The organism is Hydrogenobaculum sp. 3684 (assembly GCF_000213785.1).
In the GTDB taxonomy this organism is placed as follows: Bacteria; Aquificota; Aquificia; order Aquificales; family Aquificaceae; genus Hydrogenobaculum.
In genome coordinates this window covers 54136-78358 of sequence record NC_015557.1, presented here as the reverse complement: position 1 = coordinate 78358, position 24223 = coordinate 54136, and the positions used below count along the sequence as shown (strand labels likewise).

Below are 24223 nucleotides of genomic sequence, written 5' to 3'. Positions count from 1 at the left end.
TTTATATATTATAACATATTAACATGTTTTTTGTGGGAGGCTATAAAATAAAAATAAACCTCTTTTACAGCGTGCATCTTAAGGATTTTTGCTATTTGAGTAGCAGTAGCTCCTGTAGTTAATATATCATCAAAGACTAAAACTTTTTTACCTTCCAAATTAAATACAAACTCTTTTTTTATCTTAAAAGCCCCAGAAACAATATGTTCTCTTTGATTTTTGTCAATGCTAAGAGATAAAGGTTTAGCGTGTTTTATACGTTTAAAAATAGATATGTATTGAGCGTTTAAGGCTTTTAACAAGATATCATTCTGGTCATAACCCCTTTGCCAAAATCTAAAGAAAGAAACTGGCACATAGGTAACAATATCAGGGTTTATAGATTTTACAAAAGCAAAAAAATCATCTTTTACAATATCCCCTATTATTTTTGCAAACAAAGAGGCTTTCTTAAATTTTAAGGCGATTATCATTTCTTTTAAAGCTTTGTCGTAGCTACTAAAAATCCTATAGGAATCTATGTAAGGAAGAGTTTCTTTTTCAAAAAGCATAGGTTTTATAGATGCTATACAATCATCGCAAACATAACCCTGAAGCGTCGGCTTAAAATAGTTGTTACAGCTAAGACAAACGTTGTCTGGTATGTAAAGTTTGTCAAAAATCTTAGCTATTTGGCTCTTTATCCGTTGGTATTTTGATAAGTACATGCTCTATCTTTTTACCATCCATTTTATCTACTATAAACTTAAAACCTTTGTATTCAAACTCATCGCCTTCTTTTGGAATTTTACCCATGTTTGCCATTATAAAACCGCTCAACGTATCGTAATCGTAGTTCTCAGAGAGTTCAAAACCAACGGTAGCGGCGACTTCTTCTATGGAGGCAGAACCTTCCACTATATAAACATCTGAAGACATCTTGGTAAATTCATCCTCATCTTCCCACTCCTGAGGTAAATCTCCTGCCAACCATTCAAGCAAATCATGTTTCGTAATGAGTCCAGATATGGCACCGTGCTCATCTACCACCATCATTATTTGACTTGAAGATTTTTTCATCTCTTGAAGTAGATTTTTTATGTTCATAACCTCCGGTATAAATTCAATAGGTCTTAAAAAAGTCTCTAACTTATCATCTTTGTGTTGATAAACTGGCATAAGGTCTTTTATGTGTATATAACCAACCACGTTATCTTTTGTGCCTTTGTATATAGGTATCCTACTATGTTCATGCTCTAATATTTCGTTTATAACTTCCTTTACGGTTTGGGTTGCTTCTAACATAAATATATCAAGCCTTGGAGTCATTATTTCTCTTACTATAGTTTCTCTCATCTCGGATACTTTTTGTATCATCTGAGTTTCTTCTTCTGAAAATTCCTGAGCGTTTGCTGGACTTTGCATTATGTAAACTATATGCTCTAAAGAAAACTTCTTTTCCAAGCTTATATTTTCAACACCAAAAAGTTTTAATATCTTTTTTACAGGGGCTACAAAAATATAAGTAAAAGGCTTTGTGGCTACAAGATATGGATAAAATATGATTGCGTAAATCTTTAAAAGCCTGTCTTTCAAGAAAAGAGCAACATTTTTAGGTATAGTTTCACCAATTAAAAATATCAATATACTGACAAATATGCTAGATAAAAATACCCATCTTTTGCCTACCAGGTTTATTACAAAACCAGAACTCACTGAAGATATTAAAACATTTACAAATTCATTTCCAATGAGCATTGACACCAAAAGAGCTTGCGGGTCTTTAAATATTTTATCTATCAGTTTCTTATAAAACGCTTTATCCTTTTCTTCTGATATATTAGAAGCACCAAAAAACACCACTTCGGAAGACGCAAAAAAACCAGATAAAAATATGAGAAAAAGTATTAAAAGGCTGTAAAGCAAAATACTATCCATAGGAATACTGCTTGCAATCCAAAGAGTAGCTATTTAAAAGTGTTTTTGTAAACGCATGTTTTGGATTTTTAAAAATATCCTCGGCATCACCTACCTCAACTATATTCCCATTGTACATAACCCCAATTTTATCACAAATTTTCTGTGCAAATTTTATATCGTGTGTAATTAGAAAAAGTGTTTTGTTGCTTTTAACTTTCAAGAATAAAGAAGCTATGTTGTTTTTATGAATAGCATCCAAAGAAGAGGTGGGTTCATCGGCTATTACAAGCTTTGGGTTTGCTATGAAAGCTCTTGCTATTGCTACCCTTTGACGCTCTCCCCCCGATAAATCTCTTATCTTCTTATTAAAAAGCTCCTCTTTTAACCCAAGTGCCAAAATATCGTTTATTATATTTTTTATATTAAAAGCCAAAGACATTATACGAAGTGGTTCTAATATTGCGTCTAAAACCTTAAAACGAGGGTTTATAGAGGACATTGGGTCTTGAGGTACAAAAGATACATATCTTGGATAATCTTTTATAGTGTATATATCTTTCCCATTAAAATAAATTTTTCCAGAATCTGGCTTAATAAATCTCAGTATACATTTTCCTAAGGTTGATTTACCAGAGCCAGATGGCCCTATCAAACAAAAAGATTGGTTTTGCAATATTTCAAGATTTATATTGTTTAAGATATAACGACTTTTATCAAAGGATTTATTTAGAGCTTCTATCTTTAATAAATTCATAAATTAGAAAGGCACCGCAAAGATGCGGTGCAAAAAATCTTGGGAGGGGGAGGGAGGGAGTATTTAAACTCACCTTCGCTTTTTAACTTCATCTCATAACTTGAATATTAATATAATAATACAACTTTAACAAAATGTCAATATGAAATTAAGCACATAAATATATCACAAAAATTATGAAAAATAGATGAAGTTTTTAAAGATAGCATTATATAGATTAATAAGACTAGCCCACCTTAAGGCGAGCTAGTCTGAGAAATTATCTTTTTCCTTCGTAGGGTTTGAAGCCGTAGAATTCAAATACTTTTAGAGCTGCTGGTGTCTTTAAGAAGTGCAACCAATCTTTAGCTGCTTGTGGGTGTGGAGCACCTTTTACTTCAGCAGCAGCGTATATAGCTTCATAGTTGCATTTTGCTGGTATTGGCACACCTTCAAGAGGATTGTGGTATTGTTTCATTTGAGCTTCTACTTCAGAGTGCCATACAACACCGGCATCGGCTATATGCTCCATAATTGCAAGCGGGGTTTGTCTGTGGTGTATTTCTGTCAATATTGCCTTACCGTGTGGACCAAATATGGCATCTTTTAACTTCTTACCACCACATTTTTCAAGGGCAGCTTCTATTCTTCTTGCTATACCTTCAAACTTTGGATTTGGCATGATTACTTTCACATCTTTTCTTGCCAAATCTTGGAGGCTATGTATATGCTTTGGATTGCCTTTGTAGACTTCTATAGCAAGTGTGTTTGTAACATATGGGGTAAATGTAGAAGCTTCACAAAAACCATCTTTTATACATTTTTTCACACCAAAAGCACCGCCAGCATATATATCTGGTTTGGCGGTAAATGTCATATCGCCTATTGTAAACGTATCGTGGTAATGTTCTATTGCTTGTAAAAGCTTACCTGGAGGTATTGTTATTATAAATACCTTGCCTTTGTATTGAGGATATTCTTTTTCAAAAGCCTTTATAAGTCTTGTAACAGCAAAATAATAGTTACCGCCTACATACACTACCAAACCATCTTTGTTGGCAGCGTTTAAATCGCCGTGAAAGTCCACAACATTATCCACTGGGGGTATTGTAAAATCAAAACCCTTGTAAACAGCTGGATTATTGGCACTGTGAACATCTGGGCTAACAACTGGTTTTCTGCTCCATGGTGGTGTGTGCGGTGGCATTTCATAAGGGTTTAAATCTGTGGTTGCAAAAGCTGCGGCGCCTAACGCCATTACACTTAAAGCTAGTAAAGCTTTTTTCATGCTTCTAACCTCCTAAAATTTATTTTGGAAAATCTGCCGTGCTTATATAATGGAAACCTCTCATTTGAAGCTCTGGTATTGTAGCTACCACGCCTGGGGTTACTATAGCTTGTGGTATTATGTGGTTTGTAAGATCTGCAGAGAGTTCGTCGTGGGTAAGATGATGTGGATTTATACCAGCTTTTAAAAGTGCACCTGCCATTTCCCAGGTTTGATTGTGGCAAGCTAAAAATACAGCACCTCTTTCTATAAGAGCTTCTACGCTGTTATCAGCTGGTGAGAAAGCACCAGACTCATCTGTGGGGCTATCTTTTTCAAGCATACCTGGTTTCATTTTAAGCCACACATTTTTCTTTAACTTTCCTTTTGTTAAGGGTGTTATATACGTTTCCCATACATAATCATCGTATATAGCAAAGTGTGCATTACCATGGCATGCGCTTACACAAAGGAAATCTGGATTTTTATAAGACCATATTTGAGCATTCATAGCATTTCTCATAACGTTTAGCCAAGCGCTGTGTATATCGTAATTGTCCCATACTTGTTTTGGACCACCTCTGTAGTTGAACACTTCGTCCAAAGCTTCCCAGTCCCATTGATTTTTATCTGTTAAAACCATTGGTAGAGACTTAAAATTTCTTCTTCTTGGGGCTTTTGCAAGTCTTTCTGCCAGCTCTTTTAATGTCCTTGCACCTTTTGGTATCAAAGCGCCCACTTCCTCAGCCTTGGCAGCCGTTGGGTTTAAGGCTGAAGCTACCATTCCTGCTCCTAAGCCTAGTATGGCTCCTTTTAAAACATTTCTTCTGCTTTGATCCATAACGTTTCCTCCTTTTTAGAAAGTTATCTTATAGTTTAACCCTCATAGCAAATATTATATTATAGTTTTTTCTTAAGACTCAATAAGATATAGTTATATATTTATAAAGTTTTCAAGATTTTAAAAGCCAAAAAACAAAATATAAATAAAAAACGATATTATAAGAAAAACCAATATGCTAAGAAAAGCCATCACTGGACTTATAAAAGACATCACAAAAAACAAAATAGGACCAAACCCAGAAGAAAACCCATATATAAAGCTTATTCTAATACCTACGTTATCATCGTTGAATTTAAGAACGGTGATAGCTTTAAAAAATGTCCAAAAAACACCGGTAGCCATACCCCCAAAAACCGCAAGAATTACTCCGTAAAAAAATGGATAACCTATATGCACAAAAAACCTCCATATAGCAAGTAGATATACTATAAACCACAAAAATACCGTTATATAAAAGCCAGTATTTTCTTTTTTCCAAAAAACACCAAGCACAAAAGAAGAACCTATGGCAAATAAAAGCCCTATAAACATAAGGATATAAACCTCTTTGTCTGGCAACAAAAGATAGGTTTTAAGATACATGGTCATAGAGTTGTTGAAAAATTGAGGGGCTATACTTAAAAAAAGTAAAGAAATTGTATATTTTAAAAAAATATTATCCTTAAAAATACTTAGTTTTTGAGCTTTTAGAAAAACATTTTTATTAGAATATTTATAAAACAAAAAAGCACAGGTTATATAAACAAAGATACCAAACCCTATAAGCATCCTCTTGTCTTTTACAAAAAACATCGATACAACAGCCAAAAAATAACCCAAATATCCTAAAATGCTACTAAAAGAAGATGATATTTTTGGATCTTTTGTTTCTAATATCGATATCTGATAAAACAAAAGAGCTTGCATATGAACGATTGTAAATAGCATAAAAGATAGAGCAAACAGATATTCATTTTCTGTTAAAAGCCCAAAACCAACCAAAAACGTCAAACTAGAAAAAAGAAAGAGCTTATTTAGGACTCTTAGGGGTTTTCTTAATAAAAAAATATTTATTAAAACACCTATTAAATTTGAAACACCTATTATAAAAGAATAGTCATATATGTTTATACCAAACTGATAAAACAAAATAGGAAAAAGTACAAGCCCTAAACCGTTGGCAAGAAAAGATTCACCAAACTCGTATAGGGCAAAAAGTTTTGTATTATCCACCAAAATTTAGTTTATATAGCTTTTTACAAGCTCTAAAGCCTCATCTTCAAAAAACGGTCTTCCATTGTATTTATTTATATTTACATCAGGTCTTATACCGTACATATGAAGAAGTCTTTCAAACTGTTTTGTGGCAGAGCATTCTACAGCTATAAGCTTTTTACCAGATACCTCTTTTTTAACATCCTCTTCTGGAAAAGGTTCTAAGTATATAACATGCACAAATTTTATATTTAGGGCATTTGCCACTTCTTTTAACACATGCTTGTTAGAACCCCAAGAGATAAGGCATACATCCGAATCTTTGTTGCCAAAAACCTCATAAGTTTTTTTGGTATTTAAAATATCGTTTTTTAGCTTTTGATATTTTCTAAGTCTTTTATCTTGCATAAGCTTTGTGATGTGGGCATCTTCTGTAGTAATACCAGCTTCGTTGTGCTCATAGGAGTTTGCCTTTACCACAGCATCTTTTGTACCAGGGAATAAAAGAGGCGATATGCCATCTTCTACATTTTGATAGCGTTTGTAAAGCTTTGGATCTCCTTCATACATTTTGGGCGGTCTTATATCTTTTATTCTGCTACACATTTCGTTGCAAGAGGATATATAATAGTTTTCTGCAGCGTTTTTATCGCTTAATACTATAACAGGCACTTGATATTCCCAAGCTAAGTTTAAAGCTTCTTTGGTAAGAGAGTAAGAATCTTCTGCATCTGACACTCCAATCACAACCTTACCAAAATCCCCATGCCCTGCAAAAATAGCAAAAAGCAAATCTGACTGGGCACTGTAAGTGGGAAGTCCAGTGCTTGGGCCTGGTCTTTGAGCTTCATATATTACCACAGGAGTCTCTGTCATACCTGCAAGGCTTAAAGCCTCCACCATAAGGGCAAAACCACCCCCAGATGTACCTACCATAGACCTTTTACCTGCGTAAGCGGCTCCTATAGCCATGTTTATAACGGCTATCTCGTTTTCTGGGTGTATTACTTTTATACCAAGTTGATCTTTTTTAGCCGCTAACGTATGTAAAACCGAAGAAGAAGGAGTCATAGGATAGGCAAAGTATATATCAAGCCCACCATCCACTGCACCGTTGGCTATTGCATCGTTTCCAGATACAAGTTCGCCTTTTTTCTCACCGCTTGGTTTTACATCAAACTTTACCACACCAGCTTCATAGGCATCTTTGTAGATGGCTTCGTTTTTGTCTGGTTCTTTTAATTTTCTTACGAAAGGCAAGCCTACTTCGTAATCTATGTTTAAAAGCTTTAAAACACCACCAAATACCGATGTACTTTTAAAAAAGCTTGGTGCTACCTCTTTAAAAGGCATCACGATAATCTCTCTTGCCTTAGGTATCATATCTTTGTCAGTCACTTCATTTATTATCCAAAGGGTATCGTCTTTTGCATCCTCAAGGTGCTCTTTAACAGAACGCTTGTCTGTAGCTATTATGATGTCTGCTTTTTTATGAACGCTGTTTATAGGAAAATCTGCCAATCTTATACTGACGAAATTGTGTCCTCCCCTTATAAGAGATGGGTAATCCACATACATAAAAACATAATACCCAAGCTCTGCCAAAGCAGAACATATAAGCCTACCAGCTTCTTTTATACCAGCACCCGCTTTTCCTCCAACTATCATAGTCAAATCCATATTTACACCTCCACTTATATAATTATATCATACAAACTAAAACTTACATCTTATCATGAAAATACCAGCAAACACCGCAAGCTCTTCCCTTAATATGTTATCCCCCAAAGAATGAGTATTAAATCCCAAAGCTTTTAAAAACTCCACCTCCTCCTTGGAAAGTCCTCCTTCTGGACCAAAAACAAGGGTATACTTGTTGTCTTTTAATAAATCGTTTTTGGGCTTTTCAAAACTATCAAAAACAATACCGTATCCTTGTAATGTTATATCCTTTAAAGAAATAGGATAGTTTAATTTTGGCAAAAAAGACGGTCTACTTTGCTTTATAGCTTCTTTTAAAATTTTTTGAAGCCTTTGATACTTTTCCAAAAGCTTAGAGCTATCTTGAAAACTTCTTTTGCAAAAAACAGGGGTTATCTCAAAAACACCGCCTTGTACTGCATAATCTATTATTGTTTCTAGCGTTTGAAGCTTTATCGGTATACATACGTTTGCATATATTTTTACATCTGGGGGTTTTGTTTTTTCTTCTAAAAGCTCAAAATTTTGCCCTGTGAATTTAGCTTCGTATATTTTGTCTTCTATAACAAGCTCTAAAAGTTCGTTTTTTTCTATTCTAAGTACTTTAAAATGCTTTTTATCTTCATCAAAAAGCTCTATTGTGCCATTTTTTCTAAAAGCAAAAAACCTATGCATTTTTTACAAAATAAGCACCGTCTTTTGATATATAGCCTTCTATTTCAAGCATGGTAAGCTCCATTGTAAGTTTTTCCTCGTCATAGTTTGTTTTTACTAAAAGTTCATCAAAAGTGCATGGTTTATCAAGAAAAGAAAGTATGGAATTTTGTTGGTTTTCTGGCTTTTCAAAAGATAAATCTAGGTCTTTAAAAAGATGGGATTTATTTGTAAAAAGCTTAGCTACATTTTCTCTTACTAAGTTTACACAACCCTCAAATTCTTCCACCGGGTTTCCCACATATGCAAAAACTTTTTTGTTTAATTTAAAAGCCCAATACGCACTTATAAGAGCACCGCTTTTAGAAGAGGCTTGCATAACCAAAAGATATTCCCCTAAAGAGGCTATTATTCTGTTTCTCATTGGAAACGTATATTTTGAAGGTTTTTCAAGAGGTAAAAACTCCGTTAACAAAAGACCGTTTTTATCTAGAATCTCTCCAAAAAGACTTTGTTTTGCATACAAAAATCCAAAACCAAGAACAGCTATAGTGGGAATAGAGCTTTCCAAAGCACTTTGATGAGCTTTTGAGTCTATGCCATCAGCTCCTCCAGATACCACAGTTTGTCTTAGTTCTGATACAACAGATTTTGTCATATTTAAAGCGCTCAAAGCAGCTTTTCTTGAACCTACTATGCTAACAGATTTTTGACAAAGCAAAGATTTATTGCCTTTTAAAAATATCACAGGAGGAGGGTCTGGAAGGTTTAGTATGTTTTTAGGATATGTTTCATTTTCATAGGTTATAGCTTCGACGTTTAGCTGTTTTAATTTAACAATAGCGTTATTTACATAATCTCTGTCAAAATCTCTAGAAACTATATTTTTAGCCTTGGAGCCAAAGATTGGCTCCAAAGACGTTTTATCGGCTTTTAATATAGCTTCGGCACTACCAAAATGTCTAAAAGCCTTATACAATAACTTGTTGCCTATTCCTTTTACGGATTTTAGCAACAACCAGCTTTCGACATTATCCAAAGCACATCTTTTTCTTTTGAATCTTCTATGATACCTCTATCAAAGACTTTTTTGTCTACGTGAGTAGGGGATAAAGAGTTTATTATATAGTCCATAGCTCTATAAGCCTTTGATGGGTCTCCACAGGTAAATACATCCACGGTAGCCGTTTTATGCTCTGGCCAGGTGTGAATGGATATATGAGATTCGGCTAACAGGATAACTCCCGTAGCTCCGTGAGGGTTAAACTGGTAAAAATGAGAGGAGATTTTTGTAAGCTCTCCTGCTTTTACTGAATTTTCAAGAAGGTGTCTGATATCTTCTTCCCTGTCAATGAGATCAGGGTTAACTCCATAAAGGTCTGCTATAATATGGAGTCCGAGGGTTTTTGCCATTTCAATACCTCCCTTGGTATCAACACAACAGAAGATGTGGAGCAACTAACTTGCTCAAAATTACCAGCGCCACCCACACGCTTTCGGAATTTGCTATCCTGCTCACTCATAAAAATACCTCCAGAAAAAAGATAGATTAATCATTATAGCATATTTTTATTTTTGTCAAGGATTTTATATTTTAAAAGCAAAAACTTATGTATAATGGTTATAATGAAGATTTTAAGAAAAATAAATTGTTTGAATATATTTTTCATTTTATTGATTTTTATAGTATTTGGAATATCAAATGGAAAGGAAAATAACAAATACTTCAACAACATGGTGGTACTAAACTTCCAAAACCAAAGCATAGAAGATATAGCTCATTTTATGTCAAAGCTCACCGGTAAAACTATAGTGGTGGGGATAAATGGAAATCTTCCAAAAATCACCGTTAGCTCCAAAAAACCTGTAAGCGTAGAAGACGCTTGGCATCTTTTTTTAACAAGCTTAGCTTTAGATGGGTATACTGTTGTAAAATATAAAAACTTTTACAAGATACTACCTATAAAAGAAGCATCTTCTTTTAGCACAAATGTGACAAGGAAAGCATTTCCAAGCCCATCAATAGAAACCTACATATACTTTGCCCACACAAACGCCCAAATACTTTTAAACGCCGTAAGACCTTTTCTAAGTCAATATGGAAATGCCACCGTTTATATGCCCTCAAACGCCCTCATTATATCTGATATAGGAGTGTCTGTTGATAAAATCCAAAAACTTTTAAAGAGTATAGATATACCAAATTTAGCTTTTAGTCTAAAAATGTATCAAACAAAGGATACAAACGCTGTGGTAAAAGCTCTAAGCCCATTGGTAAACCCTGTAAGCCAAAAGTTTGGTATACCTATGGTGGTATCTTCTGTTCAGAAAAAACACTCCAAAAGCGGTTTTGTGCTTGTATATGCACCCAAGCTTATGCAGGCCTCTATAAAAGAAATTATACATAAAATAAACGAAAGCGCCTCTCACTTTAGAAGACATTATTATGTGATACCTCTTCAAAACGCTTCTGTAGGAGAGATGGCAGAAACACTAGCAAGCCTTTTTGGAAGCGCAAGCGCCATTTCTTCTACTACAAAAAGACCTACACCAAACCTAAACACTATGCAAAACCAACACCAAACAATTCAAAACAACACAGCTTCTAATCCTAATATAAACGTAACATCCTCCAACAAACCGATAGGCTCTATATATCTTTCTGATGGCACGAGAATAGGCTTTGACCGAGCCACAAACAGCGTCATACTTTATGCTACAAAATCCCAATACAAAAATCTAAAAAACCTCATAAAAAAACTAGACGAAAAACGCATTCAAGTGTTGATAGCGGCTTCTGTGGTAGAGGCAAACCTCACCAAACAGCTAACCACAGGTGTAAATTGGCAAGCTTTAGGCAAAAACGGCGGTATAGGATTTAACCCGGCATCTCTTCAAACCATATACCAAGGACTTTTATCTGGAAACTTCGTAGTAGGTGTAACAAGCTCAAGCAGTATAAGTGCAAACGTAGGTGGTAATACAATTATATTTCCTGATTTAGCGGTGTTTTTAAGCTTATTAGAGCAAGGAAATGGATTTAAAATCATATCAAACCCCAAAGTGCTAACCCTTGACAACGAAGAGGCTATTATAAAAGAAGCTCAAGTTTATCCTTATGTAACAGGTACCCAATACAACATAAACGGATATCCAATACTCACATACGACTACAAAGATATAGGTTTAGAGCTTGATGTTATACCTACAGTATCAAAAGACAACATAAGACTTGGCATAAATCTAAATCTTCAAGATATCACAGGCTTTACAAATACAAACGTGGCGGGTCAAACGGTGCCAATACCTATTACCACAGATAGGGTTTTAAATTCTGAAGTAGTCGTTAAAAGCGGTCAAACAGTGATATTAGGAGGGCTTGTGAGCAACAACACTATAAAAAACATAAGCGGTATACCAATTCTTCAAGATATCCCAGTTTTAGGAAATCTCTTCAAATATCAAAACAGAGAAAATAAAAAAAGCACACTTTTTATATTTATAACCCCTTACATTATAAAAAGCCCAGAACAACTTGCCAAAATTACGAAAGCAAACGAAGTAATAGCACACAGGATATACGAAAGTGTGAAAAAAGCAAAAGAATAATATATATCATATAAAGTTTAACACTTTAATGGTATCTTAAAATACCGATATGTATGCTATGAACGTAAAAAGGCTTCTTGGTTTGGGGCTTTTATCAATAATACTTAGCTCTTGCAGTGCAGAGATTACAAACGCATCTTTGTATGGAAACAGCTACGCTTACAAAAAGCCAAACTACGTAAGCTATGAAAGACCCCAAATAAGTTATCGTCCCACATATCAAAACAACCCTCAATTTCTAAATCTTGTATATACACAAGATGTTCAAAAATATATAAACTACTTTTTATACCAAGATAGAGGTTTTATAGAAAGGGGCATAGAAAAAGCCATTTATTACTCACCTATAATATTACCAATACTTAAAAAATATAACCTTCCATCGGATTTTATATATCTTCCCATCATAGAAAGTGGGTATAATCAATATTCTGTGTCAAGCGCCGAAGCAGCCGGTATATGGCAGTTAATGCCTCAAACAGCAAGAGATTACGGTCTTATAGTAAACAACCAAATAGACGAGAGATTTGACATAATAAAGTCCACAGAAGCAGCAGCTCATTACCTTAGCGATTTATATAACCAATTCGGAGATTGGAACAAGGTTTTAGCTGCTTACAACTGCGGTCCTTATTGTGTATCGTCGGTGTTTAAACAAGACCCAAGGGGAAGTTTTTGGGCTTTTAAAAATTCATTCCCACCAGAAACTCAGCAATATGTACCAAGATTTTTAGCGCTTTTAGATATCATAAAAAATGCAAAATATTTTGGTATAAAAGTAAAGAAGCAATACTTTAACTATACGCTTCATATATATAGAACAAATTCCCCGCAAGAGCTTAGAAATATAGCTCTAGCCTACAACGTAAACTACTATCTCTTAAAAAGATTAAACCCTCAAATAAGACAAGATTTAGTTCCAGCTGGAGGATACGTTTATATACCGTCCTTTGGAAAATCAATTTACAAAGAAGCTTCCGCAGATGGCTCTATAAAAGGATTAATAGCAGGTAAATGATACCATGGATGCTTTCATACTAGCGGGAGGCCAAAGCAAAAGGTTTAAAGAGGATAAAACGCTTTTTTTACTAAACGATAAGCCAATGATAGAACATGTGTTTGGAACATTGTACAGCTTTTCAAAAAATATATATATAGTTTCTAAAAACCCAGAAAAATACTTATTTATAAAAAATGCAAAATCAATAAAAGACATATTAGATATTCAAAACCCGCTAAGTGGTCTTTATACAGCGTGTTTTTATACAGAAAAACCATTTTTGTTAGTGGGAGCAGATATGCCTTTTATAAAAAAGGATCTTGTAGAGTATATGATAAGAAATCATAAAAAAGAAGCAACGATATTTAAGATAAATGGTTTTTTTGAACCACTTCTTGCCATTTACGATCCTTCAGTAAAAGATAAAATAAAACAATCTATAGAAAACCAAAGAGCATCTTTTCAAAAGCTTATAATTAATCTTGATGTAAACATATTAACCGAAGAGCAGGCAAGGAGTGTAGATAAAGATTTGATATCTTTTTCAAACATAAACACCAAAGAAGATGTAAAAAGATTTTATAATATTGGTCATTGACTAGTGCTCATAAAACTTTAGATTTTTCTAAAAGCCAAAAAAGGAGGTAAAAAACATGAAGTTAGAACCAAAGAATCATCTAAAACCATCAAACCTAAACGGTATATCCAACGAACAGATAGAGCCACACTTTGAAGCTCACTACAAAGGCTATGTGGCTAAGTTTAATGAAATCCAAGATAAACTGGCAGATTTAAACTTTTCAGACAGGTCAAAAGCCAATCAAAACTATTCAGAATATAGAGAGCTAAAAGTAGAAGAAACCTTCAACTATATGGGTACAGTCTTGCATGAGCTTTACTTTGGACATCTAACCCCAAAGGGTGCTCCATCAGAAGCTCTCAAGAAAAAAGTAGAAGAAGATTTTGGCTCTTGGGATAACTGCGTAACAGAGTTAAAAGCAGCAGGTATAGCTTTTAGAGGATGGGCTATTTTGGGTCTTGATATATTCTCAGGTAAGCTCATGGTAAACGGTCTTGACGCTCACAACGTTTACAACCTTACAGGGCTTATCCCACTTATAGTGTTGGATACCTATGAACACGCATACTATGTAGACCAAAAGAACAAACGCCCACCTTACATAGACGCTTTCTTAAATTCTCTAAATTGGGACGTAATAAACGAAAGATTCGAAAAAGCTATAAAAGCTTACGAAACACTAAAAGGTTTTTGTTAATAGGAGGTAAGCTTATGGCTTTGCCAACTGTAGAAGAGGTAGAAGAAGCTTTAGATGAAATAAGACCAGCTTTGAGATTTGATGGGGGCGATATAGAGCTTGTTAGCATAGAAGAAGATGGTACAGTATTAGTAAGGCTTATGGGTGCATGCTCTGGCTGTGGTATGTCCACTCTTACATTAAAAGCTGGAGTAGAAAGAGCCCTTAAGCAAAAGTTCCCGGATATAAAAGAAGTAAAGGATGTGAACGCAGATTTAGGTTTTAGTTTTGGCTTTTAAAAGCTTAAAACCACTAAAAACAAGGCCAGCAGGATGTTATGGCTGGCTTTAAACTTCGAATATTTGCACGAAAAGACGGAGCTGTAACCACCACCTATCATTTACAGTATATGGTAAAACTACTGGGATTATACGTTAGCTCTTCAGACCATGTTTTAAATGTGATTTGTAGTTTTCTATAGCCCATTTCAAAGATTCTTCGTAGGGGATTGGTTCTTTTCCTATCAATGGCCATGGATCTTGTCCTTGGCAAACGTTGTTTTTGTACATCATAAGTATTTGGTCTTTGCTAAAAGGAGGTGGTTCTAATATTTTCTCAACCAAAGCACCGCTTACATACATCAGAGGTTTTGGTAGTCTTAATACAAAAGCATGTCTTCCTAAAAGCTTAAAACTATCTTTTAAAAGTTTATCAAAAGAAACAGGCTTTTTACCGCAAAGCTCTATAATCTTATTCTTTAAATTTGGATCGTCTATAGCTTTTACAAATACAAAAGCAACATCTCTAACATCCACCGGTGCAAAATAATAGGGCAATATACCAGGATGAGCCATAATATGAAAGTATTTTCCAAAGAAATCAAGATCTTTAAAAAGTCTTTGCTCAGGTCCTATTATCAAAGAAGGTCTTACAATGGTGTAATCTATCCCCAAAGACATGAGAAATTTTTCTGCTAAAAGCTTGGTGTGATGATACATAGACGGGGTTTCTTCTGAGACCCCTAAAGCGCTCATATGTATGATGTGTTTTATACCGTATTCTTTGGCGACGGTATAAAGATTTTTTGGTATAAGGTAATGAATATTTTCAAAGGTTATACCTTTAGAAGGCTCTTCTACCAAAATGCCTATAAGATTTATCAATACATCTGGTTTTTCTTGTTCAAAAGCTTTTTTAAGGCTTTCTTCATCGAAAAAATCCACAACGACATGAGGCTTACTTACTTTTTTGCGCGTCAAAAGTGTGTAAGAATGAGTAGACTTCTCCAAAGCCTCTACAACATATTTGCCAACAAAACCTGTGCCCCCTGCCACTAAAACTTTCATAAGAAAAATATATATTTATTTTATCTTTTCAAAATGCGTTAAATCAGTATATTAAACGGCTTTTACCACCTTCCCGGCTTTTAGACACTTTGTACATACCATAACGCGCTTTGTGCTACCATCTGGCATCCTAATCTTTACACTCTGGAGGTTTGGTTTAAATACTCTTGAATTTCTTTCTGCTGAAAATGTAACGCTTTTCCCATAAACAGCCTTTTTATTGCAAACAAAACATGCCGCCATATCATAACTCCTTTACAAATGTTTTAAGCTAATATTATAGCATAAAACTAAAGCTCAAGAAATCTCTTTTAAATATTGATAGCAATAAGGCTTTATAATATTTAACGTAGTTTCATCAATTTTCTTAAGATGCTCTTTTAAAAGCAGCGTAAAATATTGAGGTTTATGGGGTTTAATATAAATTGGCATTATGATATTGTCTGATTTTTTAGCGTTGCAAGATTCACAAGCAGTAACAAGATTATCCCAAGTCCATTTACCACCTTTTGACACTGGGACTATATGGTCTACCGTAATCTCGCTATCATCACACACCTTGCCGCAATAACCGCAGGTAAAGTTATCTCTTACATAGACGTTGTATCTAGTGGGTATATTCTTATAAAAGGTTTTTGATAAAGCGTTTGTTTTTAGTACAATAGGTACTTTGTAAGTCCTGTAAGTAGATCTTATCACAGCTTCTGGGTGGTATTCCAGCACCGTAGCCCTTTGAGTATATTCTAACAAGAAAGATTTTCTATAATCAAGGAGTGTCAAGGGCTTATAAGTCCTATCCAACAAAAGGCTATATAACTTCATAAGCCAAGCACATCAAACATTGAATAAAAGCCTGCAGGTTTTCTATAAACCCATTTGGCAGCCTCCAAAGAGCCCTTCGCAAATATCCTTCTATCTGTTGCTCTATGGGTAAGCTCCAATCTCTCTCCCATACCAAACATATAGACAGTATGTTCACCCACCACATCTCCTCCTCTTATAGCAAAAACGCCTACTTCATTATCCTGCCTTGGTGCTAGCCCTTCTCTTCCAAAGGTTTCTTTTAAATTCGGAATCTCTTTTTTTACTATTTCCAACAGCCTTAAAGCGGTTCCAGAGGGTGCGTCCTTTTTAAAACGATGGTGAATTTCTGATATCTCTATGTCATACCCTTTGTCCTTTAAAGCTTTTGTAGCTATCTCTAAAAGCTTAAAAAGTACATTGACCCCAAGACTCATATTTGGGGAAAATACTATAGGTATTGATTTAGAGAGTTCTTTCATTTGGTCTAACTGATGCTGATCAAACCCAGTAGTGCCTATCACAATAGGTTTATTATGTTCTTTGCATATGTAAGTATTCTTTATGGCTGTATCCACACTACCTGTAAACTCTATGACGACATCTACATAGTCAACAACATCTTCTAATTTAGATGATACATATTCTAACGCAAAAGTTTTATCTTTAATAAGCTCTTTTTTGTCTACGCCTGCTTTTACAACTAGGTCTTGATAGCTTTTAGAAACTTCTATAATACTACTACCCATGCGGCCCAAAAAGCCGCATAAGGCAATAGAAACAAAAGAATCTTTTGTCATTCTTCTCCTTCGCCCATAATAAGATCTTCAAGCTCGTTTACCGCTTCTACAGCTTGATCTGGTGGCACTACTCCAGGATATAGAGCTACGTTAACTCCAGAGGTAAAAAGCATTTTAGCTACAATCTCTTGGAGTTTTTCAAGTTCTTCAGGGCTTATCTCCTCCCTAATGCTTTGCTCCACATCCTTGTTTGTAAGAAACAACCCCACTATGCTAAAAGGTACTGCGTAATAGTCTTCTTGATTTTCTTGCATTTTAAATACCTCCAAAAAAAATTATACCTTTATTATACCACTTCCCATTCGGTAATGAGATGGTATCCTCTTTTAAAATGCGCCCTAAGCCTTAGATGAAGTATATTGTTTAAAGTCTTGAAACCCTCTCCGCCTACCAACGTAGGAACATTTTCACCACCAACAATTACAGGAAGATGTATAATACGAACCTCATTTACAGCTTTTAACTTACAAAGTTCCCAATTTATAGAAGAACCACCTTCTACCATCAAGCTTTTTATATCTTTTTCTCTTAATTTTTTTAATAAAAGCTCAAAATCCACTAGGTAATCTCCTACCACAAGCACTTCTATACCCATTTCCGTAAGTTTTTTGATTTTTTCTTCTGGGGCTCTTTTGGTGGTGGCTATGATCGTATGAGCATCCTTTGATAAAACGTTTGCATCAAACGGTATGTTTGCCGTAGAGCAAGGGATAACCCTTATTGGGTTTTTACCTTTTACATATCTTACCGTAAGGCTCGGATTGTCTGTCCTTATTGTTTCACAGCCTACCATTATGGCGTCTACTTTTGCCCTTACCTCATGAAGGTATCTATAAGCCTCTTCATCCATAAGAGTCATAAGTTCTTTAGAAGATGCCCCTCTATAAAGCGTTAACTTACCATCCAATGTCGACTCAGAAACTATAATCACATAAGGTTTGTCTTGGTTATTCATAATCCTTCCCGTATTTTTTCAAAAGATACAATATTCTTATTAAAAGCGAACCAAACGTAAAGAGCACTATAAGTTTTATACCAAGATGCAATCCAAAAATAGGATTTATGCGCTCTAATATACTAAAAAATACTATACTTATATGAGTCTCAGGCCTTCCAAAAAACCCAATACCTTCCAATGGATCATCTATCTTGCCTTTTTGTCTTTCGGAAAAACCAATCTCAGCATACACCACTGGCTTTATAAAAGTATGAAGCATCGAAAATGTAATGGCGCTTATTGCTATAAAAGGAGAACCATAAGCAAAACCTATACTTCCAAGTATAAAACCATCTACAGTTTTATCTGCTATCCAGTCAAAAGCTGCCCCAAATTTTGAAGCTTTATCCTCAAGCCTTGCCACCACACCATCCATCAAATCTAAAAACCCTGATATTATTAAGAAAGATGCCCCAGTAAGTGGTTTATGTATATAAAAAAAGTAAGCGCTTGTAAGTCCAAAAGCCAAAGACAAAAGGGTTATAACGTTTGGGGACATGTGCATCTTTACAAACACATGCCCCATAGGAGCGTAAAACTTTTTTAGTTTATAACGTTTTTTGGTAAGATTCATTTTAACTCTTTACCAGATAACCACGGCATCATCTGCCTTAGCTCTTTACCTACTTTTTCCACCAAGTGTTCTTTATCTTTGTTTAAAAGAGCGTTGTAAACAGGTCTGTTGGCTTGATTTTCCAATATCCATTCTCTGGCAAACTCGCCATCTTGAATTTCTTTGAGCATCTGCTTCATAAGAGGTTTAACAGCTTCGTATATTCTAGCACCTCTCGTCACATCGCCATACTTTGCGGTATCCGATATAGAATATCTCATACCAGCTATGCCATGTTGGTATATAAGGTCGACTATTAGTTTCAACTCATGAAGACATTCAAAATAAGCCATCTCAGGTTGATAACCGGCCTCTACAAGCGTTTCAAAGCCAGCTTTTATAAGGGCTGTAGCACCACCGCAAAGCACCGCTTGTTCACCAAATAGGTCTGTTTCAGTCTCCTCTCTAAACGTGGTTTCTATAACCCCTGCCCTTGTGGCGCCTATGCCTTTTGCATAAGCTAAGGCTATATCTCTACAAGAACCTGTAGCATCTTGATGTATAGATACAAGAGCTGGTACTCCCTTACCCTCTTCATACATCCATCTTACCAAATGACCTGGTCCTTTTGGAGCCACCATAAATACATCTATATCTTTTGGTGGAACTATCTGACCAAAATGTATATTAAAACCATGGGCAAAGGCTATAGCTTTACCCGGTGTTAAATTAGGTTCTATACATTCTTTATATACAGCTGGCTGAACGGTGTCTGGAGTTAATATCATTATTACATCGGCCTCTTGAGTTGCTCTAGAGGTGGTATATACGCTAAAACCATCTTCCATAGCAGTTTTTCTATGAGGGCTTTTATCATCTAAAGCCACTATAACCCTAATACCACTGTCTCTTAGATTTAAAGCATGAGCGTGTCCTTGAGAACCATAACCCACTATGGCTACAGTCTTCATAGCCAAGATACCCAAGGATGCATCTTCATCGTAGTAAATTTTCGCCATCTATTTTACCTCCAAATAGCTAATATCTTTTATTTTAACCTATTGAGATTGTTTGTGCTATGAAAAATTGTTATTTTTCTATAAGCTTTGACTTATTTCAGTTTCTTGATAGTGTTGCCGATAGCCTCAACGCCATATCTACCAGCATACTACTTTTGGAAGCCAACTCTACGATTAGCATTTTAAATTCTTGGTTATTTTTACACTTAAGACACTCCTCAGCAGTTTCATGAAAACTCATATGAATATTGCCAATTCTTTCAAACATAGAAGCAGCAGCTTCTCCGTAAGTCTTTGAAATATAGCTTTTATCAATGCTGTAGTATATCTTGCCAAAATTGCATTGTGTATATTTTGGCGGTATCCAATCAATCTCACCGTTTAAGAACTTTTTAAAATTTAATATATACAATTCATGCATGCGTATGCCTTCTACAAGCTTATTTAATAAACTATCACTGTTAAGTTGTTCTTTAATACTATTCAGTTTGCTTAAGGTATCCTCACAATATCTAACCAATATATCAAGCCTATACAAAGCATCTCTATCTAGACTGGACATGGCAAACCTCCTAATTAATAACTATTATATCTTTTTTTTATTGATTTTTGATTAAGATATTGCAGTCCGTTGTTTATTATTATGGTGGAGGCGGCGGGAATCGAACCCGCGTCCGTCAGAACCGGGATAGATGACTTCTACAGGCTTACATAGGTTTTATGATGCTGGGTTTGGGGTAAAACCTATGAAAAACCACAAACCTCAGGCTGTCTTAAGTACTGGTTTGGCGCAAGACAGCAAATCACCAACCAGGACACCTTTCTCTGACGCCCTTTGCCGGTCAAGGTGTCAAAACCAGCAAGGACGCGCTGCTTTTAGTTAAGCAGCGAGAGAGAGTTCAGCTTCGGGAGCTGTTTGTTTTGGCTATCGCAGTCGCCACCTGGCCTGCTATCATCTACCCGGCGCTCCAACGTCGAAACCGTTCGCCCCCTCTTTACGAATATATTTAAGTTACTAAAATATACGTAAATTTGTATGATATATATCATTATTTTACAAAGATTATCTAAGTATTTGTAAAAGCATAGAAAATAAACATTGATTTTTAAGGTGTAAAGCCTTAAAATAAGTTTTTTAACATGAGTTGTATATTGGAAGAACTTATCAAAACCTTTGAAAAAGTAAGACAAAATTGTCCGTGGGACAAGAAACAAACCCATGAAAGCCTCACAAAATACGTCTTAGAAGAAGCTTACGAATTGGTGGACGCCATAGAATCCAAAGATAAAGATGCTATAAAAGAAGAACTGGCAGATTTACTCCTTCAAGTAGTATTTCACTCACAGATAGCAAAAGAAAATAATGAATTTGACATAAACGATGTTTTTGAGCTTTTAATAAAAAAACTTGTAGAAAGACATCCACACGTCTTCGGAAACGAAGATCCAAAAGCTGTTTTAGAAAATTGGGAACATAAGAAAGCGGAAAAAAGAGAACACTTTTTAGATGGTATACCAAAATCGATGTGTGCCCTTATGAGATGCCAAAAAATCCAAGACCGCATGGCTAAGGTAGGTTTTGATTTTGAAAATGTAAATCAAGTGAAAGAAAAGCTAAAAGAGGAACTTGAGGAACTAGAAGATGCTTTAGAAAATGGCAATTTCCAAGATATAGAACACGAGTTTGGTGATATACTTATAGCTATAGTAGAATACGGAAGGTTTTTAGGTATAAACGCTGAAAAAGCGCTACAAAAAGCAAACGATAGGATGGTAAAAAGGTTTAATTTTGTTGAAAAAAGCCTAAAAAACGAAGGAAAATCTCTAAAAGATGCTTCATTAGAAGAAATGGATACCTATTGGAAGGAAGCAAAAAAGTTTGACTATGAGTTTTAGAGCGATGAAATTGCATTTTACTTTGTGGATAGATAAAAGAACAGACACTGGTAGTGTAAGAAATGCTTTGCACACTAAATTTTATGATAAAATATCTCAACTGGAGGCAGATTTGGCATGGTAACAGAGTTTGAAGAGTTATTAAAAGCTCAAAAGGAGCAGTTTTCCACAGGAAGCGTAGTAAAGGGTTCTGTGGTAAAAATTACAGATTCAAACGTGTACTTGGATATAGGTTATAAAATAGAAGGCGTTATAAGGCGGTATGAAGTAGGTGATGTTGAGATAGGCCAAGAAATAGAGGCGGTTATTGTAAAGTTAAGAGGACTTGAAAATCCAATACTTTCCACGAAACCTTTAAAATCTTTTAAAGGATTTTCTATAGCCAAAAAAGCGTTAGAAGAAAAAACACCTATAGAGGTGACGGTAGAATCAAAAGGAAGACCAGGATTTTTTGTACAACTTGAAGATATTAGGGCTTTGATGCCTTTTGGTGAAGCTCCAAGGCATGTAAATATAGGAGACAAAATAAAGGTATTGGTAACAAAAGCCACCTATGAAAACGGAAAACCTATAGTAAACGTATCTTACAAAGAGTATGAGAACATTGAAAGGCATCAAAAACAACTTGAATTTATAAACTCGTTAGAAGTAGGCTCTACGATAGAAGGAAAAGTAATAAAAATAGACCCTGAAAAGGGTATTACAGTGCTTTTAAAAGAAGGGGTTAGAGGCTTCGTACCGCATTACGAAATACCAAAAGGTACAAATGTAAAAGAAAACGATACGCTAGAAGTTAGAGTTATAAAAAAAGCCAAAAAAGGCAATTTTATTATATTAAGCCTCAAAAAACCAAAGAAGAATATATTGGAAACGCTAGAGTTAAAAGAGGGAGACAAAACAGAGGGCAAAGTATCTTTCTACAAAAAAGGAAAAGGACTTTTCGTAGAATTAAAAGAAGGTATTATAGCCTTGGTACCAGAAGAAAGCATGAAAGACATTGGTAAGCCTCTAAAGAATGGCACAAAATTAAAGCTTGTTGTAACAAGAATAGACAAAGACAAAAAACAAATAGATGTAAACATAGTACCTTCTGAAGAAAACCCAGCAGCGGATTTTATAAAATCAAACCCACCAAATACGATAGTAAAAGGAAAAGTAAAAACCGTACATCCAAACATTGCGTTTATAGAGCTAGGGCCAAACGTAGAAGGCATAGTGAAAAAACAGGATATGTCTTGGCTTAAAAACGCACGTTCAGAGGAGCTACTTACCCCTGGTGAAGAAAAAGAGTTTATGGTACTAGGACTAGACGGCAAAAAAGTAAAGCTTGGGTTAAAACAGCTTACTCAAAATCCTTGGAGTGTAATACCAGAAAGGTACAAACCAGGACAACAAGTAGAGCTTACGGTAAAAGAAGTAAGACCTTTTGGTACCTTCTTAGGTTTGCCAGAAGGCGTAGATGGTCTATTGCCAATATCTGAAATACCTAAAAATACAAACTTAGAACCTGGTCAAAAAATAACGGTGAAGGTCTTAGAGGTAAATCCAAAAGAGGAAAAGATTACTTTCAGCATGATACAAGAAACCAAGAAACAGCAAAAAGAGCAAGGCGACCAAAAAGAGTTTATAAAAGTAAACGACTCTTCGTCTGGCTTTAAGCTTGGTGATATCCTTAAGACCAAGTTAAAGTGATGGAAATTTGTTTTTTTCATAAAAGCTGTATAGACGGCACAATGTCTGCCGCTATACTACAAGAACACATAAAGGACAAAGACAGCGTTATATTTATACCGTTGAATCACGGTACCAGTGTAAAAGAAGCCATAAACAAGTATTTGCCTCCAGAAGGACAAAATTTCAAAGAGATTTCAAAAATATGGTTTTTGGATATAGCTCCTAAATGGGATGATCTAATATACCTTCAAAGCCTAAGACAAGAAAAGCAAGGATACACGGAAGTGGTCATAATAGACCATCACAAGACCGCTGCCAATACGATATCAAAATTTATAGGAAAACCCATTGAAGAAGACAAACCCATTGCTTTGGAGTACGATTTTATCAATTTTATATACGATCCTACGGAAAGCGGTGCATCTCTTACTTACAAAACCCTTATAGACAAAAATTTACCGATGATAGTGGATATTGTAAAAGACAAAGATATATGGCTTTGGAGATATCAAAACACCGACGAAGTAAACGATTTCTTATACATGTATACAGACAAACCAGATTTGATGAGAGAGTTTTTGCATAAAGATATTGAAGAAATAGCTGCTAAAAGCAAGATACTATCAGAATACAAAAACTTTATGGTAAACAAGCTAAAAGAAACGTGGTCAAATTCACCTCTTTACATAAATATAAACGACATAAAGATACCAGCCATAAACACACCTATATATCAAAGCGAGATAGGAAGTCTCATTGCCAAAGAGCACAACATAGCCTGTATGTTTTATATAACTGGGGATTTCGTAAAACTTTCCTTTAGAAGTGTAGATGGTTCTGCAAGAAAGATAGCAGAATCTTTAGGTGGTGGTGGTCATGACAACGCAGCCGGGGCTATAATAGATAAAGAAATGTTTTTTAAAAGCCTAATTAACTGATTATAAACATTTTAAAATAAAACAGACTTTTTATATTTTATC

The 24223-nt window shown here is 35.1% G+C and carries 27 protein-coding genes and 1 other RNA gene; 8 read left to right on the top strand and 20 right to left on the bottom strand.

All coding sequences use genetic code 11. From position 1 onward, the window contains the following. Nucleotides 1-8: 8 nt before the first annotated feature. The 10 genes from HYD3684_RS00455 to speD form a co-directional block, all read right to left on the bottom strand. The gene (locus HYD3684_RS00455; RefSeq protein ID WP_015418737.1) at nucleotides 9-707 is read right to left on the bottom strand and encodes a ComF family protein; all 699 of its coding nucleotides are present in this window, start codon (nucleotides 705-707) and stop codon (nucleotides 9-11) included. Next, entirely contained in the window at nucleotides 664-1917 is a 1254-nt protein-coding gene (locus tag HYD3684_RS00450) for a hemolysin family protein (RefSeq protein WP_015418736.1), read from the bottom strand. Before HYD3684_RS00450 ends, HYD3684_RS00455 begins: the two co-directional genes overlap by 44 nt. Further along, entirely contained in the window at nucleotides 1910-2653 is a 744-nt protein-coding gene (locus HYD3684_RS00445; RefSeq protein WP_015418735.1) for an ABC transporter ATP-binding protein, read from the bottom strand. Before HYD3684_RS00445 ends, HYD3684_RS00450 begins: the two co-directional genes overlap by 8 nt. Nucleotides 2654-2912: 259 nt before the next feature. After that, the gene (locus HYD3684_RS00440) at nucleotides 2913-3920 is read right to left on the bottom strand and encodes a substrate-binding domain-containing protein (protein ID WP_015418734.1); all 1008 of its coding nucleotides are present in this window, start codon (nucleotides 3918-3920) and stop codon (nucleotides 2913-2915) included. A gap of 19 nt (nucleotides 3921-3939) precedes the next feature. After that, on the bottom strand, nucleotides 3940-4740 hold the full coding sequence (locus tag HYD3684_RS00435; RefSeq protein WP_015418733.1) for a Tat (twin-arginine translocation) pathway signal sequence domain protein: 801 nt from the start codon (nucleotides 4738-4740) through the stop codon (nucleotides 3940-3942). Nucleotides 4741-4860: 120 nt separating this feature from the next. Further along, a complete protein-coding gene (locus tag HYD3684_RS00430; protein WP_015418732.1) occupies nucleotides 4861-5955 on the bottom strand; it encodes a hypothetical protein in 1095 nt (364 codons plus the stop codon). Nucleotides 5956-5961: 6 nt separating this feature from the next. Next, on the bottom strand, nucleotides 5962-7617 hold the full coding sequence (locus tag HYD3684_RS00425; RefSeq protein ID WP_015418731.1) for a 2-oxoacid:acceptor oxidoreductase subunit alpha: 1656 nt from the start codon (nucleotides 7615-7617) through the stop codon (nucleotides 5962-5964). 36 nt (nucleotides 7618-7653) lie between these two features. After that, nucleotides 7654-8313: an RsmE family RNA methyltransferase gene (locus HYD3684_RS00420; protein WP_015418730.1), complete on the bottom strand. Its 660-nt coding sequence runs from the start codon at nucleotides 8311-8313 to the stop codon at nucleotides 7654-7656. Continuing rightward, nucleotides 8306-9331 carry a DNA-processing protein DprA gene (locus tag HYD3684_RS00415; protein WP_015418729.1) on the bottom strand — a complete coding sequence of 342 codons (1026 nt, stop codon included), beginning with the start codon at nucleotides 9329-9331 and terminating at the stop codon, nucleotides 8306-8308. Before HYD3684_RS00415 ends, HYD3684_RS00420 begins: the two co-directional genes overlap by 8 nt. Continuing rightward, nucleotides 9301-9705 carry an adenosylmethionine decarboxylase gene (speD, locus tag HYD3684_RS00410; protein ID WP_015418728.1) on the bottom strand — a complete coding sequence of 135 codons (405 nt, stop codon included), beginning with the start codon at nucleotides 9703-9705 and terminating at the stop codon, nucleotides 9301-9303. Before speD ends, HYD3684_RS00415 begins: the two co-directional genes overlap by 31 nt. Before the next feature lie 213 nt (nucleotides 9706-9918). On the opposite strand from speD, the gene gspD reads away from it, so the two are divergent. Genes gspD through HYD3684_RS00385 form a run of 5 tightly spaced genes read left to right on the top strand, consistent with a single transcriptional unit; the run spans nucleotide 9919 to nucleotide 14456 of the window. After that, nucleotides 9919-11901: a type II secretion system secretin GspD gene (gene gspD, locus HYD3684_RS00405; RefSeq protein ID WP_237698609.1), complete on the top strand. Its 1983-nt coding sequence runs from the start codon at nucleotides 9919-9921 to the stop codon at nucleotides 11899-11901. Nucleotides 11902-11950: 49 nt separating this feature from the next. Beyond that, on the top strand, nucleotides 11951-12919 hold the full coding sequence (locus tag HYD3684_RS00400) for a lytic transglycosylase domain-containing protein (RefSeq protein ID WP_015418725.1): 969 nt from the start codon (nucleotides 11951-11953) through the stop codon (nucleotides 12917-12919). A 4-nt stretch (nucleotides 12920-12923) separates the two neighbouring features. Beyond that, complete coding sequence (locus tag HYD3684_RS00395; protein ID WP_015418724.1) at nucleotides 12924-13499, top strand: molybdenum cofactor guanylyltransferase; 576 nt, start codon at nucleotides 12924-12926, stop codon at nucleotides 13497-13499. 55 nt (nucleotides 13500-13554) lie between these two features. Further along, nucleotides 13555-14178, top strand: a complete 624-nt coding sequence (locus HYD3684_RS00390; RefSeq protein WP_015418723.1) for a superoxide dismutase — start codon at nucleotides 13555-13557, stop codon at nucleotides 14176-14178. 14 nt (nucleotides 14179-14192) lie between these two features. Continuing rightward, the gene (locus HYD3684_RS00385) at nucleotides 14193-14456 is read left to right on the top strand and encodes a NifU family protein (protein WP_012513123.1); all 264 of its coding nucleotides are present in this window, start codon (nucleotides 14193-14195) and stop codon (nucleotides 14454-14456) included. A gap of 135 nt (nucleotides 14457-14591) precedes the next feature. Here HYD3684_RS00385 and HYD3684_RS00380 read toward each other — a convergent pair whose 3' ends face one another. From HYD3684_RS00380 to ssrA, 10 genes are all read right to left on the bottom strand, one after another. Continuing rightward, a complete protein-coding gene (locus HYD3684_RS00380; RefSeq protein ID WP_015471330.1) occupies nucleotides 14592-15503 on the bottom strand; it encodes an NAD-dependent epimerase/dehydratase family protein in 912 nt (303 codons plus the stop codon). A gap of 51 nt (nucleotides 15504-15554) precedes the next feature. Then, the gene (gene rpmB / locus HYD3684_RS00375) at nucleotides 15555-15746 is read right to left on the bottom strand and encodes a 50S ribosomal protein L28 (RefSeq protein WP_012513120.1); all 192 of its coding nucleotides are present in this window, start codon (nucleotides 15744-15746) and stop codon (nucleotides 15555-15557) included. Between the two features lie 54 nt (nucleotides 15747-15800). Next, nucleotides 15801-16325 carry an HNH endonuclease gene (locus HYD3684_RS00370; protein WP_015418722.1) on the bottom strand — a complete coding sequence of 175 codons (525 nt, stop codon included), beginning with the start codon at nucleotides 16323-16325 and terminating at the stop codon, nucleotides 15801-15803. Next, nucleotides 16322-17104, bottom strand: coding sequence for a 4-hydroxy-tetrahydrodipicolinate reductase (gene dapB / locus HYD3684_RS00365; protein WP_015418721.1), 783 nt, complete (start codon nucleotides 17102-17104; stop codon nucleotides 16322-16324). The genes HYD3684_RS00370 and dapB overlap by 4 nt, the downstream gene beginning before the upstream one ends. Further along, nucleotides 17101-17358: a hypothetical protein gene (locus HYD3684_RS00360; protein WP_015418720.1), complete on the bottom strand. Its 258-nt coding sequence runs from the start codon at nucleotides 17356-17358 to the stop codon at nucleotides 17101-17103. Before HYD3684_RS00360 ends, dapB begins: the two co-directional genes overlap by 4 nt. A gap of 32 nt (nucleotides 17359-17390) precedes the next feature. Further along, a complete protein-coding gene (locus tag HYD3684_RS00355) occupies nucleotides 17391-18059 on the bottom strand; it encodes a dihydrofolate reductase family protein (RefSeq protein WP_015418719.1) in 669 nt (222 codons plus the stop codon). Next, complete coding sequence (locus tag HYD3684_RS00350; protein ID WP_015418718.1) at nucleotides 18052-18675, bottom strand: CDP-alcohol phosphatidyltransferase family protein; 624 nt, start codon at nucleotides 18673-18675, stop codon at nucleotides 18052-18054. The genes HYD3684_RS00355 and HYD3684_RS00350 overlap by 8 nt, the downstream gene beginning before the upstream one ends. Beyond that, entirely contained in the window at nucleotides 18672-19673 is a 1002-nt protein-coding gene (gene ilvC, locus HYD3684_RS00345; RefSeq protein WP_015418717.1) for a ketol-acid reductoisomerase, read from the bottom strand. The genes HYD3684_RS00350 and ilvC overlap by 4 nt, the downstream gene beginning before the upstream one ends. Before the next feature lie 97 nt (nucleotides 19674-19770). Continuing rightward, entirely contained in the window at nucleotides 19771-20235 is a 465-nt protein-coding gene (locus HYD3684_RS00340) for a CZB domain-containing protein (protein WP_015418716.1), read from the bottom strand. Nucleotides 20236-20317: 82 nt separating this feature from the next. Then, nucleotides 20318-20665: a transfer-messenger RNA gene (gene ssrA / locus HYD3684_RS08230) on the bottom strand. A 148-nt stretch (nucleotides 20666-20813) separates the two neighbouring features. On the opposite strand from ssrA, the gene mazG reads away from it, so the two are divergent. The 3 genes from mazG (at nucleotide 20814) to HYD3684_RS00325 (ending at nucleotide 24181) form a co-directional block, all read left to right on the top strand. After that, nucleotides 20814-21569 carry a nucleoside triphosphate pyrophosphohydrolase gene (gene mazG, locus HYD3684_RS00335; RefSeq protein ID WP_015418715.1) on the top strand — a complete coding sequence of 252 codons (756 nt, stop codon included), beginning with the start codon at nucleotides 20814-20816 and terminating at the stop codon, nucleotides 21567-21569. 117 nt (nucleotides 21570-21686) lie between these two features. Beyond that, nucleotides 21687-23261 (top strand): S1 RNA-binding domain-containing protein, encoded by a 1575-nt coding sequence (locus HYD3684_RS00330; protein ID WP_015418713.1) that lies wholly within the window; start codon nucleotides 21687-21689, stop codon nucleotides 23259-23261. Beyond that, nucleotides 23261-24181 carry a DHHA1 domain-containing protein gene (locus HYD3684_RS00325; protein WP_015418712.1) on the top strand — a complete coding sequence of 307 codons (921 nt, stop codon included), beginning with the start codon at nucleotides 23261-23263 and terminating at the stop codon, nucleotides 24179-24181. The genes HYD3684_RS00330 and HYD3684_RS00325 overlap by 1 nt, the downstream gene beginning before the upstream one ends. Nucleotides 24182-24223 lie beyond the last annotated feature (42 nt).

Excerpts from the sequence above, each read along its gene's own strand:
- HYD3684_RS00360 (WP_015418720.1), bottom strand. The coding sequence starts at position 17,358 with ATGCAAGAAAATCAAGAAGACTATTACGCAGTACCTTTTAGCATAGTG.
- HYD3684_RS00330 (WP_015418713.1), top strand. The coding sequence starts at position 21,687 with ATGGTAACAGAGTTTGAAGAGTTATTAAAAGCTCAAAAGGAGCAGTTT.
- gspD (WP_237698609.1), top strand. The coding sequence starts at position 9,919 with ATGAAGATTTTAAGAAAAATAAATTGTTTGAATATATTTTTCATTTTA.
- mazG (WP_015418715.1), top strand. The coding sequence starts at position 20,814 with ATGAGTTGTATATTGGAAGAACTTATCAAAACCTTTGAAAAAGTAAGA.
- HYD3684_RS00425 (WP_015418731.1), bottom strand. The coding sequence starts at position 7,617 with ATGGATTTGACTATGATAGTTGGAGGAAAAGCGGGTGCTGGTATAAAA.
- HYD3684_RS00350 (WP_015418718.1), bottom strand. The coding sequence starts at position 18,675 with ATGAATCTTACCAAAAAACGTTATAAACTAAAAAAGTTTTACGCTCCT.
- HYD3684_RS00385 (WP_012513123.1), top strand. The coding sequence starts at position 14,193 with ATGGCTTTGCCAACTGTAGAAGAGGTAGAAGAAGCTTTAGATGAAATA.
- HYD3684_RS00325 (WP_015418712.1), top strand. The coding sequence starts at position 23,261 with ATGGAAATTTGTTTTTTTCATAAAAGCTGTATAGACGGCACAATGTCT.
- HYD3684_RS00400 (WP_015418725.1), top strand. The coding sequence starts at position 11,951 with ATGTATGCTATGAACGTAAAAAGGCTTCTTGGTTTGGGGCTTTTATCA.
- HYD3684_RS00435 (WP_015418733.1), bottom strand. The coding sequence starts at position 4,740 with ATGGATCAAAGCAGAAGAAATGTTTTAAAAGGAGCCATACTAGGCTTA.
- HYD3684_RS00380 (WP_015471330.1), bottom strand. The coding sequence starts at position 15,503 with ATGAAAGTTTTAGTGGCAGGGGGCACAGGTTTTGTTGGCAAATATGTT.
- HYD3684_RS00450 (WP_015418736.1), bottom strand. The coding sequence starts at position 1,917 with ATGGATAGTATTTTGCTTTACAGCCTTTTAATACTTTTTCTCATATTT.
- HYD3684_RS00355 (WP_015418719.1), bottom strand. The coding sequence starts at position 18,059 with ATGAATAACCAAGACAAACCTTATGTGATTATAGTTTCTGAGTCGACA.
- HYD3684_RS00340 (WP_015418716.1), bottom strand. The coding sequence starts at position 20,235 with ATGTCCAGTCTAGATAGAGATGCTTTGTATAGGCTTGATATATTGGTT.
- HYD3684_RS00440 (WP_015418734.1), bottom strand. The coding sequence starts at position 3,920 with ATGAAAAAAGCTTTACTAGCTTTAAGTGTAATGGCGTTAGGCGCCGCA.
- HYD3684_RS00445 (WP_015418735.1), bottom strand. The coding sequence starts at position 2,653 with ATGAATTTATTAAAGATAGAAGCTCTAAATAAATCCTTTGATAAAAGT.
- HYD3684_RS00395 (WP_015418724.1), top strand. The coding sequence starts at position 12,924 with ATGGATGCTTTCATACTAGCGGGAGGCCAAAGCAAAAGGTTTAAAGAG.
- HYD3684_RS00390 (WP_015418723.1), top strand. The coding sequence starts at position 13,555 with ATGAAGTTAGAACCAAAGAATCATCTAAAACCATCAAACCTAAACGGT.
- HYD3684_RS00420 (WP_015418730.1), bottom strand. The coding sequence starts at position 8,313 with ATGCATAGGTTTTTTGCTTTTAGAAAAAATGGCACAATAGAGCTTTTT.
- HYD3684_RS00370 (WP_015418722.1), bottom strand. The coding sequence starts at position 16,325 with ATGAAGTTATATAGCCTTTTGTTGGATAGGACTTATAAGCCCTTGACA.
- speD (WP_015418728.1), bottom strand. The coding sequence starts at position 9,705 with ATGGCAAAAACCCTCGGACTCCATATTATAGCAGACCTTTATGGAGTT.
- rpmB (WP_012513120.1), bottom strand. The coding sequence starts at position 15,746 with ATGGCGGCATGTTTTGTTTGCAATAAAAAGGCTGTTTATGGGAAAAGC.
- ilvC (WP_015418717.1), bottom strand. The coding sequence starts at position 19,673 with ATGGCGAAAATTTACTACGATGAAGATGCATCCTTGGGTATCTTGGCT.
- dapB (WP_015418721.1), bottom strand. The coding sequence starts at position 17,104 with ATGACAAAAGATTCTTTTGTTTCTATTGCCTTATGCGGCTTTTTGGGC.
- HYD3684_RS00455 (WP_015418737.1), bottom strand. The coding sequence starts at position 707 with ATGTACTTATCAAAATACCAACGGATAAAGAGCCAAATAGCTAAGATT.